The 13,751-nt window shown below is 74.4% G+C and carries 14 protein-coding genes; 9 read left to right on the top strand and 5 right to left on the bottom strand.

The annotated features are described in order from the left end of the window. Positions 1–56 precede the first annotated feature (56 nt). Genes BLV96_RS03175 through BLV96_RS03165 form a run of 3 tightly spaced genes read right to left on the bottom strand, consistent with a single transcriptional unit; the run spans position 57 to position 2,637 of the window. The gene (locus BLV96_RS03175; RefSeq protein WP_086681923.1) at positions 57–947 is read right to left on the bottom strand and encodes a glycosyltransferase family 2 protein; all 891 of its coding nucleotides are present in this window, start codon (positions 945–947) and stop codon (positions 57–59) included. Next, positions 926–1,792 (bottom strand): glycosyltransferase family 2 protein, encoded by an 867-nt coding sequence (locus tag BLV96_RS03170; RefSeq protein ID WP_091388726.1) that lies wholly within the window; start codon positions 1,790–1,792, stop codon positions 926–928. The genes BLV96_RS03175 and BLV96_RS03170 overlap by 22 nt, the downstream gene beginning before the upstream one ends. Then, positions 1,789–2,637, bottom strand: coding sequence for a polysaccharide pyruvyl transferase family protein (locus BLV96_RS03165; RefSeq protein ID WP_091388724.1), 849 nt, complete (start codon positions 2,635–2,637; stop codon positions 1,789–1,791). The genes BLV96_RS03170 and BLV96_RS03165 overlap by 4 nt, the downstream gene beginning before the upstream one ends. Positions 2,638–2,708: 71 nt before the next feature. On the opposite strand from BLV96_RS03165, the gene BLV96_RS03160 reads away from it, so the two are divergent. From BLV96_RS03160 to BLV96_RS03120, 9 genes are all read left to right on the top strand, one after another. Beyond that, on the top strand, positions 2,709–3,674 hold the full coding sequence (locus tag BLV96_RS03160) for a UDP-glucuronic acid decarboxylase family protein (RefSeq protein ID WP_208608121.1): 966 nt from the start codon (positions 2,709–2,711) through the stop codon (positions 3,672–3,674). A gap of 115 nt (positions 3,675–3,789) precedes the next feature. Beyond that, complete coding sequence (locus BLV96_RS03155; RefSeq protein WP_086680112.1) at positions 3,790–5,463, top strand: carbamoyltransferase family protein; 1,674 nt, start codon at positions 3,790–3,792, stop codon at positions 5,461–5,463. Then, on the top strand, positions 5,463–6,023 hold the full coding sequence (locus BLV96_RS03150) for a D-sedoheptulose-7-phosphate isomerase (RefSeq protein ID WP_086680114.1): 561 nt from the start codon (positions 5,463–5,465) through the stop codon (positions 6,021–6,023). The genes BLV96_RS03155 and BLV96_RS03150 overlap by 1 nt, the downstream gene beginning before the upstream one ends. Beyond that, entirely contained in the window at positions 6,020–7,387 is a 1,368-nt protein-coding gene (locus BLV96_RS03145; RefSeq protein WP_086680116.1) for a PfkB family carbohydrate kinase, read from the top strand. The genes BLV96_RS03150 and BLV96_RS03145 overlap by 4 nt, the downstream gene beginning before the upstream one ends. 26 nt (positions 7,388–7,413) lie before the next feature. Further along, entirely contained in the window at positions 7,414–8,100 is a 687-nt protein-coding gene (locus BLV96_RS03140) for an SDR family oxidoreductase (RefSeq protein WP_086680117.1), read from the top strand. Then, positions 8,091–9,041: a glycosyltransferase family 9 protein gene (locus BLV96_RS03135; protein ID WP_086680119.1), complete on the top strand. Its 951-nt coding sequence runs from the start codon at positions 8,091–8,093 to the stop codon at positions 9,039–9,041. Before BLV96_RS03140 ends, BLV96_RS03135 begins: the two co-directional genes overlap by 10 nt. Continuing rightward, complete coding sequence (locus tag BLV96_RS03130) at positions 9,034–10,338, top strand: UDP-glucose dehydrogenase family protein (RefSeq protein ID WP_086680121.1); 1,305 nt, start codon at positions 9,034–9,036, stop codon at positions 10,336–10,338. The genes BLV96_RS03135 and BLV96_RS03130 overlap by 8 nt, the downstream gene beginning before the upstream one ends. Continuing rightward, entirely contained in the window at positions 10,335–10,940 is a 606-nt protein-coding gene (locus tag BLV96_RS03125; RefSeq protein ID WP_086680123.1) for a flavodoxin family protein, read from the top strand. The genes BLV96_RS03130 and BLV96_RS03125 overlap by 4 nt, the downstream gene beginning before the upstream one ends. Before the next feature lie 90 nt (positions 10,941–11,030). After that, a complete protein-coding gene (locus BLV96_RS03120; protein WP_086680125.1) occupies positions 11,031–11,210 on the top strand; it encodes a hypothetical protein in 180 nt (59 codons plus the stop codon). 4 nt (positions 11,211–11,214) lie between these two features. On the opposite strand, the gene BLV96_RS03115 is transcribed toward BLV96_RS03120, so the two are convergent. After that, the gene (locus BLV96_RS03115) at positions 11,215–12,396 is read right to left on the bottom strand and encodes an FUSC family protein (RefSeq protein WP_086680127.1); all 1,182 of its coding nucleotides are present in this window, start codon (positions 12,394–12,396) and stop codon (positions 11,215–11,217) included. Further along, a complete protein-coding gene (locus BLV96_RS03110; protein WP_086680129.1) occupies positions 12,393–13,742 on the bottom strand; it encodes an aldehyde dehydrogenase family protein in 1,350 nt (449 codons plus the stop codon). Before BLV96_RS03110 ends, BLV96_RS03115 begins: the two co-directional genes overlap by 4 nt. Positions 13,743–13,751: the final 9 nt, after the last annotated feature.

Below are 13,751 nucleotides of genomic sequence, written 5' to 3'. Positions count from 1 at the left end.
GTCCGTGAATGGCACATTCAGGGCCGCTAAGTCCGTGAATGTGCCATTCACGGACTTCAGCCCACGTACCGGCGGGCCTTCGAGGTGCGCTGGGGTTCTTCCAGCAGGTAGAGGCCGTGTTCGACGTGCGGCGGGACCACCTTGCGGTCGCGCAGCACCCACGGCAGGCCGCGCAGGACGTCGAGCAGGGCCGCCGCCGTCGCGCGGTCGCGAGGGGCCGTGCGCAGCACCTCGCGGCCGCGGCGGAAGACCGCCGGCCACGGACGGCGCAGCAGCAGTGTCCACAGTGTGTTGCGGATGCCGAGGCGACGGCGGTGGCGCGGGTCGCGCAGCTTCGACGGCGCGTGGTGGATCACCACGTCCTCGGCCCAGCACATCCACCAGCCGCGCGCCGCGAGGTCCAGCGCGAACAGCTCCTCCTCGCCGCCCAGCCACATCCGCGTCGAGAAGCCGCCGACCTCCCGGAACGCGCTGACGCGCACGGCGGTCAGCCCGGCCATGATGCCCAGCAGCGCCGGCCCGGGCAGCCACGAGGGGCCCGGCACCGGCGAGTCGCGCAGTTCGGGCGTGATCGGGTCTTCGGCCAGGCTCGGCTCGACCAGGCAGCGGCCGGTCACCGAGCCCAGGCCGGGGTGGGCGTCCAGGATGTCCGACGCCCGGGTCAGCGCGCCCGGCTGCCAGGTCGTGTCGTCGTCGCAGAAAGCGACGTACGGCGTCGTGACCTCCTCGACGGCGACGTTGCGCGCCACCGCGCCGAGGTTGTCCGGCAAGGCGAACAGCCGGACGTCGGGGAATTCGCGCGCGACCATCTCGGCCGTGCCGTCCGCGGAGCCGTTGTCCGCGACGAAGACCGGTGGGTCGTCCGGTAAGGACGTCATGTGCGCCAAGGTCTCCCGCAGCTGCTCACGGCGGTTGCAGGTGATGATCACGACCGAGATGCGCGCCATTCGGCGGTCCTTTCCAGTGTCCGGGCCTGGTCTTCGACGTGGGCGGGCAGTACGCGGCGGGAGCCGAGCGCCTGGGGCAGCCGGGCGACCGCGCCGAGCACGGCGCCGGGCGCGGTGACGAGCGTCCGGGCGACCTCGCGGCGGCAGACGCGCGGCGGCCGGCGCAGCACGGCGATGAGCAGCCGGTTGCGCAGCTCGGCGCGGCGGCGCCAGGACGACGGCGGCCGCGACCGCGACGGGTGGTGGTGGGCACGCAGGTGCCCGACGTAGCAGACGTCCCAGCCTCGCGCGGCCAGGTCGTAGGCGAGCAGCTGCTCCTCCGCGCCGAAGTGCAGCAGCGGGCTGAAGCCGCCCACCTGCAGGTACGCCGTCCGGCGGACGATCGCGGAGCAAGCGAGGAACCCGAGCACCAGCGGTCCGGGCGCGCCGTCGGGGCGGCCGAGCGGGCTTCTTTCCATGTCGGGCGTCACCGGGTCGTCCCGGCAGTCCGGGCCGACGAGGGTGCGTGCGGCGAGCAGGCCGGCCCGCGGGTGCACGTCGAAGATCCGTTCGGCTTCGGGCAGGGCATCGGGCGCCCACCACGAGTCGTCGTCGCTGAAGGCCACGTACGGCGTCTCGGCGACGAGCACCCCGAGCGTGCGGGCGGCGGCGCCGACGTTGTGCGGCAGCCGGATCAGCCGGACGCCGGGGAAGCGCGCGGCGACGGCGGCGGTGTCGTCTTCGGAAGCGTTGTCCAGCACCACTACCGGTGGCCGTGGGTCCAACGAGGACAGTTGCGTGAGGGTGCGGGCCAGCTCGCCGGCGCGGTTGTGCGTGGCGATGACGACGGTCGTGCGCGCGCTCACCGCGAGGCCGCCAGCTCGTCCACGAGACCCGCCAAGGACGGCGCCGGCGGTGGTGTGACCGCGGTGGTCAGGCACCCCTTGAGCCTCGCGTCGAGCAGCGCGGTGTCCCCGGCTTCTTCGGCTGCGACGACCGGCCAGCCGAGCGCTTTCGCCTGCGCCGTCACCTTTCCCCCGCCGGCCACCGGATCGACGGCGACCACCGGGACCCCGGCCTTCAGCCCGAGCACCAGCCCGTGCAGCCGCGTGGTGACCACTACGTCCATTGTGGACACGAGCGAGACGAACTGGTCCGGCGTCGCGCACCGCTGCCAGTCCTCGTGCGCCAGCCGCGTGTCCAGGGGCACCCGCGCGCAGTCCAGGCCGGCGACCCAGCCGGTCAGCGCGTCGTGGACGTCGTCGTGGCGCCCCGCACCGCCGTACTCGGGCTGGTGCGGGGCGAGGACCACGCCGAGCACCGGGGTCTTCGAGACCGGCGCGGCCAGGGACAGGTCCGGGGTGACACCGTCGTCACGCGGGAAGATCCGGTGGAACCCGGTCGCCGCCGGGTCGTCCGGGTCGGGCACGGATACGCCGATCGCGATCCGGCGGCAGGACGCGTACCGCTCGTGCAGCGAACGCACCTGCGGCCCGTGCAGCGGACCGCAGGCGAACACCACGTGCGTGTACTCCGAGGGCGGGGCGTCGGGCAGGTGCCGGGTGCCGGGGCGGAAACCGGGGCTCCAGACCACGTCGTGGTCGATCCCCGCCGCGGTCAGCGCGGCCCCCACCGCGCGCAGGCTGAGGGCGTCCCCCGCGGTCGCTTCGCCGTGCAGGAAAGAGGCCCATCCGGTGAGCAGAACTCGCATGTCGGCCGGGTACCCGGCTGGCGCGGCCTAAACGGGGTTTGCGCCCACTACGCCCGGGTAGCCGCAACGGCATGACGGATCCGGGAGTGCCCAGGCGGTTCGAACGCGCGGTCGTGACTGGGGGTGCCGGCTTCGTCGGCGCGCACCTGTGCGAGCTGCTGCTCGAAGAGGACGTCGAAGTGATCGCCGTGGACAACCTCGCGACGTCCTCGGCCGACACCCTCGACGCGCTGCGCCGCCACGACAAGTTCCGGTTCGTGCGCCACGACGTCACCCAGCCGATGCCGCTGCACTGCCGGGCCGACGTCGTGTTCCACCTGGCCTCGGCCGCGTCGCCGCGCGACTACCTGGCCCTGCCCCTGGAGACGCTGCGCGCCGGCTCGCACGGCACCGAGCACGCCCTCGACCTCGCCCGCCGCGACGGCGCCCGGTTCGTCCTCGCCTCGACCAGCGAGGTGTACGGCGATCCCCTGGAGCACCCGCAGCGCGAGGAGTACTGGGGCAACGTCAACCCGATCGGGCCGCGCAGCGTCTACGACGAGGCCAAGCGCTTCGCCGAGGCACTGACGTCGGCCTACCGCCGGGAGCACGGCGTCGACACCGGGATCGCGCGGATCTTCAACACCTACGGCCCCGGCATGCGCGCCCACGACGGCCGGATGATCCCCGCGTTCCTCGACCAGGCCCTCAAGGGCGAACCGATCACGGTCACCGGGACCGGCGAGCAGACGCGGTCCATCTGCTACGTCGAGGACACCGTCCGCGGCCTCGTCGCCCTCGCGCGGTCGGGCCACCCCGGCCCGGTCAACATCGGCAACCCGCACGAGCTGACCGTCCGCCAGGTCGCCGAGCGGATCAAGGACATCACCGGGTCCGGCTCGCCCATCGAGGAGATCGACGCGGTCGTCGACGACCCGAAGCGCCGCTGCCCCGACATCGGCCTCGCGCGGGACGTCCTCGGGTGGGAACCGAAGATCGACGCCGACGATGGGCTCCGGCGGACGGCGGCGTGGTTCCGCCGGGCGCCGCTGCGCTGAGTAGCGACGCCCAGGGCATTCGGGCGCAATCGTTTATGGGTGACTTCGCCGGGTAGCGCTATAGGCGAGAGCGGACCGGCCAAGAAGTCCGCACCGGAATGCCAGAGGCAGGTCGATGCGCATCCTCGGGATCAACGCCGTCTTCCACGACCCGGCCGCCGCGCTGGTGGTGGACGGCGAGATCGTCGCCGCGGCCGAAGAAGAACGCTTCAGCCGCCGCAAGCACGGCAAGCAGGCCGTCCCGTTCTCCACGTGGGAACAACCCGCGCAGGCCGCGGCCTGGTGCCTCGAACAGGCCGGCCTGTCCGCGAAGGACCTCGACGCCGTCGGCTACTCCTACGACCCCGCGCTGGTCGAGCCCGGTCTGGCCGGGCACGACCCGAGCGGCGAGGAACTGCGGACCGAGTTCGCGAAGCGGGCCCCGCTGTTCCTCAAGTCCGCTTTGCCCGGTCTGGACCCGGGCATCGTCCGGTTCGTCCGCCACCACGTCGCGCACGCCGCGTCGGCCGCGCTGGCCGCGCCGTTCGGCGACTGCGCCGTGCTGGTGGCCGACGGGCGCGGCGAGAGCACGTCCTACCTGGCCGGTGAGTACCGCGACGGCCGGTTCAAGGAACTGGCCGCGCAGAAGCTCCCGCATTCGCTCGGCCTGCTCTACGAAGACCTGACCGAGCACCTCGGCTTCGCCCGGTCCAGCGACGAGTACAAGGTCATGGCGCTGGCCTCCTACGGCAAGCCCGAGTACCTCGACGAACTCTGCGAGCACGTCCACGTCACCGGCGACGGCGGCTTCCACGCCGCCGGCGTCGACCTGGCGGCACTGGCCCCGCGCCGGGAAGCCGGCGAGGAACTGACCCGGCGGCACGCCGATCTGGCCGCGAGTGTCCAGAAAGTCCTCGAGGACATCCTGCTGGAGCTGACGGACTGGCTGCACGACCGCACCGGCCACCGTGACCTCGCGCTGGCGGGCGGGATCGCGCTCAACTGCGTCGCCAACAGCCGGCTGCACGCCGAAGGCCCGTTCGACCGGGTGTGGGTGCAGCCCGCGGCGGGTGACGCGGGCACGGCGCTGGGCGCGGCCCTGCAGCTGGCCGCCGACGCCGGGGAACGCGGTGCGCCGATGGGCGACGCCGGGCTCGGTCGCGAGTGGACCGACGAGCAGCTCGAAGAGATCCTCATCAAGGCGAAGCTGCCTTACGAACGCCCCGGCGACGTCGCCGAAACCGTCGCCGAAGCGCTCGCGGACGACGCCGTCGTGGCCTGGTTCCAGGGCCGCGCCGAGTTCGGGCCGCGGGCGCTGGGGCACCGGTCGCTGCTGGCCCACCCGGGACGGAAGGCGAACCTCGAACGCCTCAACGACGTCAAGGGCCGCGAGCAGTTCCGCCCGGTGGCGCCGATGGTGCGCGCCGAGCGGGCGGCCACCATCTTCAGCCGCGGCCCGCTGCCGAGCCCCTACATGCTGTTCGTGCACGACGTCGCCGAGGACTGGCGGCAGAAGATCCCCGCCGTCACGCACGTCGACGGCACGGCCCGCGTCCAGACCGTCGAAGACCGCGAAAACCCCGTGCTGGCACGGATGCTCGCCGGGTTCGAACGGCGCACCGGCCTGCCGGTCGTGATCAACACCAGCCTCAACACCGCGGGCCGGCCGATGGTCGACTCGCCCCGCGACGCGCTCGAGTGCTTCGGCTCGGCGCCGATCGACCTGCTGGCGCTGGGGCCGTTCGTGCTCCGGCGTCCCCGTCCGACACGAGCCGGCGCGGCGTCGCCGGAGGAGAAGGAGGTGCCGTGATGGAAGACCATCTCGCCGCTCTGGCCGAGGCCGCCCGGCGGACCAGCGAATCCGCGCCGAAGATCACCGGCTGGGGCCGGCACCTGGCGGGTGTCTTCGAGGCCGGCGGCCGCCTGCTCGCCTGCGGCAACGGCGGCAGCGCGGCCGAAGCCCAGCACCTGACCGGCGAGCTCGTCGGGCGGTTCCGCCACGAGCGGCAGCCGCTGTCGGCGATCGCGCTGCACGCGGACACCTCCGCCACCACGGCCATCGTCAACGACTACGGCGACCACGAGGTCTTCGCCCGCCAGGTGCGCGCGCACGGGCGGCCGGGTGACGTCCTGGTCTGCCTGTCCACCAGCGGGACCAGCCCGAACGTCGTCGCCGCGGCGAAGGCCGCGCACGAACTGGGCGTCACGACGTGGGCGCTGACCGGGCCCGCGCCGAACCCCCTCGCGGCGTTGTGCGACGACGCCGTGACGGTCGAAGCGCCGACCGTCGCGACGGTTCAGGAAATGCACCTCGCCCTGGTGCACGGCCTGTGCGCGGCGCTCGACGACGCGCTCGGGGTGACCGCGTGAGGCCGCTGGTCGTCCTCGGCGACACGCTGCTCGACGTCGACGCCGAAGGCACCGCCGAGCGGCTGTGCCCGGAGGCGCCGGTGCCGGTGGTCGACCTGACCTCGCGGCGCCGCCGCCCGGGTGGCGCCGGCCTCGCCGCGCTGCTGGCCGCGCGGTCCGCGCCCGAAGTCGTCTTGGTGACGCCACTGGGCGACGACGAAGGCGGCCACGCGCTCACCGGCCTGCTCGAACCCGACGTCACCGTGCTGCCGCTGCCGCTGCGCGGCACCACGGTGTGCAAGACCCGCGTCCGCGCGGGCGGGCAGTCGTTGCTGCGCCTGGATTCCGGCGACGGCACGGCCACCACCGGCCCGCTGCCCGACCCCGTGCGGGAGGCCCTCGAAGAAGCCGGCGCGATCCTCGTCGCCGACTACGGGCGCGGCCTGACGCGCAACCCGCACGTCCGGCGGCTCCTGCGCGACCGGGCCGAGCGGATCCCGGTCGTCTGGGACCCGCACCCGCGCGGCGCCCAGCCGGTACCCGGCCTCGCGCTGGTCACCCCGAACCTCGCGGAGGCCCGCGCGGTGCTCGCCGGGCACGAAGAGCCGGCCGAGCTGGCCAAGCTGCTGCGCGGGCACTGGCACGCCGGCGCGGTCGCGGTGACCGTCGGCTCGCGCGGCGCCGTGCTGTCCGACGGCTTCGGCGAAACGGCCGTGCCGATCCCCGCCGCGGCGCGGGCGCCGGGGCACGCCGCACCCGACACGTGCGGCGCCGGCGACCGGTTCGCCGCGGCCGCCACCGCGGCCCTGCTCGCCGGGGCCGGCGCCGGGGAAGCCGTCACGACCGCGGTCGAGGCGGCCGCCCGGTTCGTCACCGACGGCGGCGCCACCGCACTGTCCACGAACGACGGTCCGGTGCCCGACCCGCAGCCGGCCACCGACGCCTTCGGCCTCGCCGAACGTGTCCGCGACCGCGGCGGCCGGCTCATCGCCACCGGCGGCTGCTTCGACCTGCTGCACCCCGGGCACGTAAGCCTGCTGCGGCAAGCCCGCGCCCTCGGCGACGCGCTCGTCGTCTGCCTCAACTCCGACAGTTCGGTACGGGCCCTCAAGGGACCCGGCCGTCCGCTCGTGCGCGACCGCGACCGGGCGCGGCTGCTGACCGCGTTGTCCTTCGTGGACGCGGTCGCGGTGTTCGACGAGGACTCGCCGGCGGCCGTGCTGGACCGGCTGCGCCCGCACGTGTGGGTCAAGGGCGGCGACTACGCGGCCGCCGACCTGCCCGAACGCGAGGTCGTCGAGCGCCACGGCGGCGAGGTCGTGCTCGTCCCGACCGTCCCCGGCTATTCGACGTCGCGGCTGGTCGCCGCGGCGGCCAGTGCCTGAATCCCCTTATCTCCCGAAGGAGTGCGATGCGACCCCTCGGCAACGTCCTGATCACCGGTGGCGCCTCCGGCCTCGGTGCCGCCACCGTCGACGCCGTCCGCAAGGCGGGCGGCACCCCGTACGTCCTCGACCGCGTCCGGCCCGAAGACCCGGCCGAATACGTCGAAGCTGACTTGACCGACACGGCCGCGACCGAGGCCGCGGTGCGCGAGCTCGCCGACCGCGCAGGCGGCCTGGACGGCGTGTTCACCGCCGCCGGCACCGATGCCTGCGGCCCGCTCGGCGGAGTGTCCACCGAAGACTGGGAGCGGGTGGTCAAGGTGAACTTGCTCGGCACCGTCGCGGTGATCCGCGCCGCGCTCCCCTACCTGGAGCGGTCACACGGAACCGTCGTCACCGTGGCGTCCACTTTGGGCATCAAGGCCGTGAGCGACGCGACCGCCTACTGCGCCTCGAAGTTCGGCGTCGTCGGGTTCACCCGCGCGTTGGCCGCGGAGCTGGCCGGGCGCGTCGGCGTCACGCTGCTGATCCCGGGCGGGATGTGGACGCACTTCTTCGACGGCCGCACCGACCAGTACAAGCCGCCGCCGGACGCGAAGCTCAACCAGCCGGAGAACGTCGCGAACACCGTCGTCTTCGCGCTCCAGCAGCCGCCCGGCTCCGAGGTGCGCGAACTCGTCGTGTGCGCGTCCGAGGAGGGGTCGTGGCCGTGAGCTCCGCGGTCCTCGTGCTGCGCGCGCTCGGGCTCGGCGACCTGCTGACCGGGGTTCCCGCGCTGCGGGCGCTGCGCGCGGCGTACCCGGACGACCGCCTGGTCCTGGCCGCGCCGGAGGGGCTGCGCGACCTCGTCGAGCTGATCGACGCGGTCGACGAGCTGCTGCCGACCGCGGGCCTGGGCGACCTCGCGTGGCCCGGGCCCCCGCCGAGACTCGCCGTGAACCTGCACGGCAGCGGCCCGGAGAGCCTCCACGACCTGCTGGCCACCGACCCCGCCGAGGTGCTGACCCACCACCACCCGGACTTCCCCGACGTCCCCGGCCTCGAATGGCGCGACGACGTCCACGAGGTCGACCGCTGGTGCCGGCTCGTCGAGTACGCCCACCTGGAAGCGGACCGCACGGCGCTGCGGCTGCCGGCGCCGCCGGGCCCGAGCCCCGCGCCGGACGCCGTCGTGGTGCACCCCGGCGCCGCGTTCCCCGCACGCCGCTGGCCGCCGGAGCGGTTCGCCGGCGTGGTGCGGGCGCTCGCCGCGGCCGGGCACCGCGTGGTGCTCACCGGCAGCGCCGCCGAGCGCGAGCTGGCGACGTCGATCGCCGACCGGGCCGGGCTCGGCGAAGACGCCGTGCTGGCCGGACGGACGGATCTGGCGGAACTGGCCGCGCTGGTGGCCGGGGCCGCGCTGGTCGTCTGCGGTGACACCGGGGTCGGGCACCTCGCGACCGCGTTCGGCACACCGTCGGTGCTGCTGTTCGGCCCGACGCCGCCGCGGCTGTGGGGACCGCCGCCGGCCGCGCGGCAGCACGTCGTGCTGTGGGCCGGCAACGTCGGCGATCCGCACGGCGAGGAGCCCGACGGCGGATTGCTGCTGCTCGGCGAGGAACGCGTGCTGGCCGCGACCCGGTCGGCCCTGGAGGCGCGGGTGGCGCATGGCTGAGCACATCGGGATCGTCGGCGCGGGCTACGTCGGCCTGACCAGTGCCGCCTGCTTCGCGCGGCTCGGGCACCGGGTGACCTGTGTGGACGCCGACGAGTCCAAAGTGGACGCCCTCGGCCGCGGCGAGGTCGCCATCGCCGAGCCCCGCCTGGCCGAGCTGGTCGCCCAGGGCCTCGGCGACGGCACGCTCACCTTCACCGACGCCCAGGCCGAGCTGTACGGCGCCGACCTGGTGTTCCTGTGCCTGCCGACCCCGCCCGCCGAGGACGGACGGCCCGACCTCGGCGTGCTCGAACACGTCCTGCCGCAGCTGGGCCGGCTGCTGCGGCCCGGCTGCGTGGTGGTCACGAAGTCGACGGTCCCGGTCGGCACCGCGGCCCGGATCCCGGGGCTGCTGGGCCGGGACGACCTGCCGGTCGTGGCCAACCCGGAGTTCCTGCGCGAAGGCCACGCCGTCGACGACTTCCTGCACCCGGACCGGGTCGTGGTGGGGACCGACCCGCCGGGCTCGCCCGCCGGACACCGCGTCGCGCGGCTGTACGAGCCGACCGGCGCGCCCGTGGTGGCGACCGACTCGGCCAGCGCCGAGCTCGCGAAGTACGCGAGCAACGCGTTCCTCGCGGTGAAGCTGTCCTACGTGAACGTCCTCGCCGAACTGTGCGAGCGGTTCGGGGCGGACGTCCGCGAGGTCGCCCGCACCATGGGCCTGGACGCGCGGATCGGCCCGGAGTTCCTCGCCCCCGGTCCCGGCTGGGGCGGCTCGTGCCTGCCGAAGGACACCTCGGCGCTGCTGCACGCGGCCGAGTCCGCCGGCGTCGAATTCGGCATCCTCCGGGACGCGGTCCGCGTCAATGCCCGGCAACGCGCGCGGGTCGTGCGAGCCGTCCGCCAGGCCGTCACCGGGTCGCCCGCGGGCTCCCTCGCCGGCACGCGGATCGGCCTGCTGGGCCTGGCGTTCAAGGCGGGCACCGGCGACCTGCGCGACTCGCCCGCGCTCGCGGTGGCGGCCGACCTCGCCCGCGCGGGCGCCGAACTGGCCGCCCACGACCCGGCCGTGAGTGCCGTGCCCGGCCTGGACGCCGTCCAGGTCGTCGACGACCCGTACCTGGTGGCCAAGGACGCCGCCGCGCTGGTCGTGCTCACCGAATGGCCGGAGTTCCGGGACCTCGACTGGGCGCGGCTGGCCGCGTCGGCCGCGCGGGCGGTCGTCGTCGACACCCGGAACCTGCTCGATCCCGGCGCCGTCGCGGGCTTCACGCACGTCGGCGTCGGAACCCAACCCAGGAGGCAGTCATGACCCTGCGCGTCCTCGCGCTGACCTGCACGCTCAAGCCGTCGCCGGCGAAGTCGAGCAGCGACCTGATCACGCGTCAGCTGCTCGACCTCTTCGCCGAGCGCGGGGTCACCGGCGAGGTGGTCCGGGTGGTCGACCACGACGTCCGCCCGGGCGTCGAAGCCGACATGGGCGCCGGTGACGAGTGGCCGGAGATCCGGAGCAAGATCGCGGCCGCCGACATCCTGCTGATCGCCACGCCGACCTGGGTCGGCCACATGTCGAGCGTCGCCCAGCGCGTCCTGGAACGGCTCGACGCGGAACTGTCCGAAACCGACGACGAGGGCCGGCCGGCGATGTTCGGCAAGGTCGCGGTGGCCGCCGTCGTCGGCAACGAGGACGGCGCCCACAAGATCATCGCGGACCTGTTCCAGGCGCTGAACGACACTGGCTTCACGATCCCGGCGCAGGGTGGCACGTACTGGAACGGCGAGGCCATGCAGGGCGGCGACTACCAGGACCTCGACGAGACGCCCAAGGCCGTGGCCTCGACGAACGCGACGCTGGTCCGCAACGCCGTCCACCTGGCGACCCTGCTCGGAACGCAGCAGTACCCGGCGTCGTGATTACTCCTTTCGAGTGAGGTCACTGCTCCGGACGAGTGTGGCGCAGGACACGGGGTAAGCGGTCGGGACCATCCACAGTGAGGGGATACCGTGCCGAACCGAGTGCTCATCAGCCGCGACAGCAAGCCCATTCCGTGCGAGGAGTGCGGCCTGCCCTCGTTGCACGTCGCCCGGCTGATCGCCGGGGACGGCTCGCTGCTGGGCCAGACGATGGTCTGCACGGCCTGCCGCCGCCACCGCTCGGAAGCCGAGGCCATCGCGGTGCCCTGACCGCTCAGCGGTTCTCCAGCTTCTCCACCAGCAGCCGCGCGGGGAGGATCATCGTGCTCAGGCCCAGCCGGGCCGGCACGCCGTCCTCGTCCGCCGTCACCAGGCGCTCCTCGAGCTTCTCCAGCAGCGCGCGGCACTCCTCCAGGTCGACCGGCTCCCCCACGACGGCCACCGCCTGCACCGCGCCCGCCAGCAGGTGCACCAGGTCGGCCAGGGTGTCGCGCGCGTCCGGCCAGGGGTATTCGAACGGGTGCCGGTCGCGGGCCTGGGTCGTGGTGCGCACCGCGGCGATCAGCTGCGCCACGGCGGGCCACAACGCCGTGAGCGTCCGAAGTGGACGTTCGTGGCGGGCACCGGACGTCGGGCGGCCACGGCGGAGGTTCAGCATCCGCCCCTCGCGGGTCAGGCCGACCGCCTCCTCGGCCGCCAGCACCTGGCTCCGGGTGTCCTGCGCCTGCCCCAACAGGTCCTCGAGGTCACCCGGGTCGTCGTGGCGCACCAGGTCCGAGATCGACTCCAGCAGGCCCGCCAGCGCCGTCGCGAGCCGGTCGGTCGTCGTGGCCAGGCGTTCGCCGTAGAGCGGCGGGAAGATCAGCGTGTTGACCGCGACGCCGATGGCTGCGCCCAGCGCCGTCTCCAGGAGGCGGTCGCCCAGCAGCGAAACGTCGCGGGCGGTGCCGTAGGAGATCAGCAGCATGCCGGTGACGCCCACCCAGACCCCCGCGTCGCCGAACCGCCGCCAGTTCCCCGCGAGCAGGCCCACGAACACGACGACGGCCAGCGCGACCGCCTGCGACGGGATGAGCTGACCGGCCACGGCGGCGAGGAGCACCCCGGTGGCCACCGAGCCGACCTGCTGCAGCCACCCGCGCAGCGACCGGTACACGGTCGCCTCCACCAGGAAGATGGCCGCGTACGGCGCGAGGAACGGCTGCGGCAGCTTCAGCACCAGCGTCGCCAGCAGCCACGCCGCGGTCGCCGCCAGCGTGGCCTTCGCCGTCTGGACGAGGATCCGCCGTTCGCGGCCGGGCACCCGCAGCGCGCGGGCGAACCAGCCCAGCGGCGTCCGGTCGTGCCGTTCGGCGTCCGTACCGCCCGTGCCGAACGCGGCGGCGAGGCCCCGCCGGACCTCGTCCCCCGCCTTCAGCCGGACCCGGCGCCCGGCTCTGCCGTGCCGGTCGGTCATCCGGGCGGCGCCACGTGCACGAGCTTCGTCTGGGTCAGCTCGTCGAGCAGCTCCGGCCCGTAGCCGTAACCGTTGCCGCTGCGGCCCCTCGGGTGCGCCGCGCCGCCGGGAGCGCCGCCGAAGACGTTGTTGACCTTCACCGTCCCGGCCGGCAGGTCGCGCCACGCGCGCTGGGCGTTCGCCATCGAGGCCGTGAGCACGGTCGCCGCCAGCCCGTAGTCGCCCTTCGCCGCTTCGGCGAGCCCGTCGTCGAAGTTCGCGACGACCTGCACCGGCGCCACCGGGCCGAACGTCTCCTCCTGCATCACCCGCAGGTCGGACGCGCAGGCCGTGAGCACGGTCGCCGGGTAGTGCGCGCCGGGACCGTCGGGCACCGCTCCCCCGGTCAGCACCCGGGCGCCGCGCTCGACCGCGTCCGCGACGTGCGAGTGCACGTGGTCGCGGTGCCGGAGGTCGACCAGCGGGGCGAGGGTCCGCGCCTCGGCCTCCTTGACCAGCGCGGCGAGGAAGGCGTCGGCGATGGCCTCGTGGACGTAGATCCGTTCGACGGCGACGCAGATCTGGCCGGAGTTGGCGAACGCGCCCAGCGCCGCCTGGCCCGCCGCCCACGCCGGATCGACGTCCGCGTCGACGACGAGGGGGTCGTTGCCGCCGTTCTCGAGCAGCGTCTTCGCCCCGGTCGCGGCCGCACTCGCGGCGATCGACCGGCCGGTCGCGGTGCTGCCGACGTGGGCGAGCACGTCGACGTCGGCGCGCATCGCCAGGATCGCGCCGACCCCGCCGTCGCCCTGCAGGGTCTGCAGCACGCCGCCGGGGAACACGCCGCCGAGGAGCTCGCCCAGGAGCTGCCCGGTGTGCGGCGCGCGTTCGCTCGGCTTGTGCACCACCGTGTTCCCGGTGGCCAGGGCGGCGCCGAGCAGGCCGCAGGCGACCGCGACCGGGTCGTTCCACGGCGTCAGCGCGACGACCACGCCCCGCGGCTCGGGCACCATCAGGTCGGTAGCGCCCGCGTCGCCGAGCAGGCTGCGCCCGCGATGGACCGGGCCGAGCTCGGCGTACTGGTCCAGGGTGCCGGCGCCGGCGAGCACGCCTTCGCGGGCTTCGTCGCGCGGGCGGCCCGTTTCCGCCTCGTTCGCGGCGGCCAGTTCGTCCGCTTGGGCGCGCAGCCGCTCGGCCGCGGTGTGCAGCAGTGCGCCGCGCTCGGCGGCCGGCGTCCGCGCCCAGGCGGCCTTGGTTTCGTTCGCCAGCGCCAGCACGGCGTCGATCTCGTCCTCGCCCACGGTCGGCACGCTGCCCACCACGCTGCCGTCGGCCGGGTTCCGGATTTCGAGTGTCCCCGCGATCATCCGCACCTC

The sequence above is a fragment of the Amycolatopsis pretoriensis genome, from assembly GCF_900107925.1.
Classification (GTDB): domain Bacteria; phylum Actinomycetota; class Actinomycetes; order Mycobacteriales; family Pseudonocardiaceae; genus Amycolatopsis; species Amycolatopsis pretoriensis.
Note: the sequence above shows the minus strand (reverse complement) of the source record. Positions and strands in the feature narration are given on the sequence as shown.

Excerpts from the sequence above, each read along its gene's own strand:
- BLV96_RS03175 (WP_086681923.1), bottom strand. The coding sequence starts at position 947 with ATGGCGCGCATCTCGGTCGTGATCATCACCTGCAACCGCCGTGAGCAG.
- BLV96_RS03165 (WP_091388724.1), bottom strand. The coding sequence starts at position 2,637 with ATGCGAGTTCTGCTCACCGGATGGGCCTCTTTCCTGCACGGCGAAGCG.
- BLV96_RS03160 (WP_208608121.1), top strand. The coding sequence starts at position 2,709 with ATGACGGATCCGGGAGTGCCCAGGCGGTTCGAACGCGCGGTCGTGACT.
- BLV96_RS03155 (WP_086680112.1), top strand. The coding sequence starts at position 3,790 with ATGCGCATCCTCGGGATCAACGCCGTCTTCCACGACCCGGCCGCCGCG.
- BLV96_RS03150 (WP_086680114.1), top strand. The coding sequence starts at position 5,463 with ATGGAAGACCATCTCGCCGCTCTGGCCGAGGCCGCCCGGCGGACCAGC.
- BLV96_RS03140 (WP_086680117.1), top strand. The coding sequence starts at position 7,414 with ATGCGACCCCTCGGCAACGTCCTGATCACCGGTGGCGCCTCCGGCCTC.
- BLV96_RS03130 (WP_086680121.1), top strand. The coding sequence starts at position 9,034 with ATGGCTGAGCACATCGGGATCGTCGGCGCGGGCTACGTCGGCCTGACC.
- BLV96_RS03125 (WP_086680123.1), top strand. The coding sequence starts at position 10,335 with ATGACCCTGCGCGTCCTCGCGCTGACCTGCACGCTCAAGCCGTCGCCG.
- BLV96_RS03115 (WP_086680127.1), bottom strand. The coding sequence starts at position 12,396 with ATGACCGACCGGCACGGCAGAGCCGGGCGCCGGGTCCGGCTGAAGGCG.
- BLV96_RS03110 (WP_086680129.1), bottom strand. The coding sequence starts at position 13,742 with ATGATCGCGGGGACACTCGAAATCCGGAACCCGGCCGACGGCAGCGTG.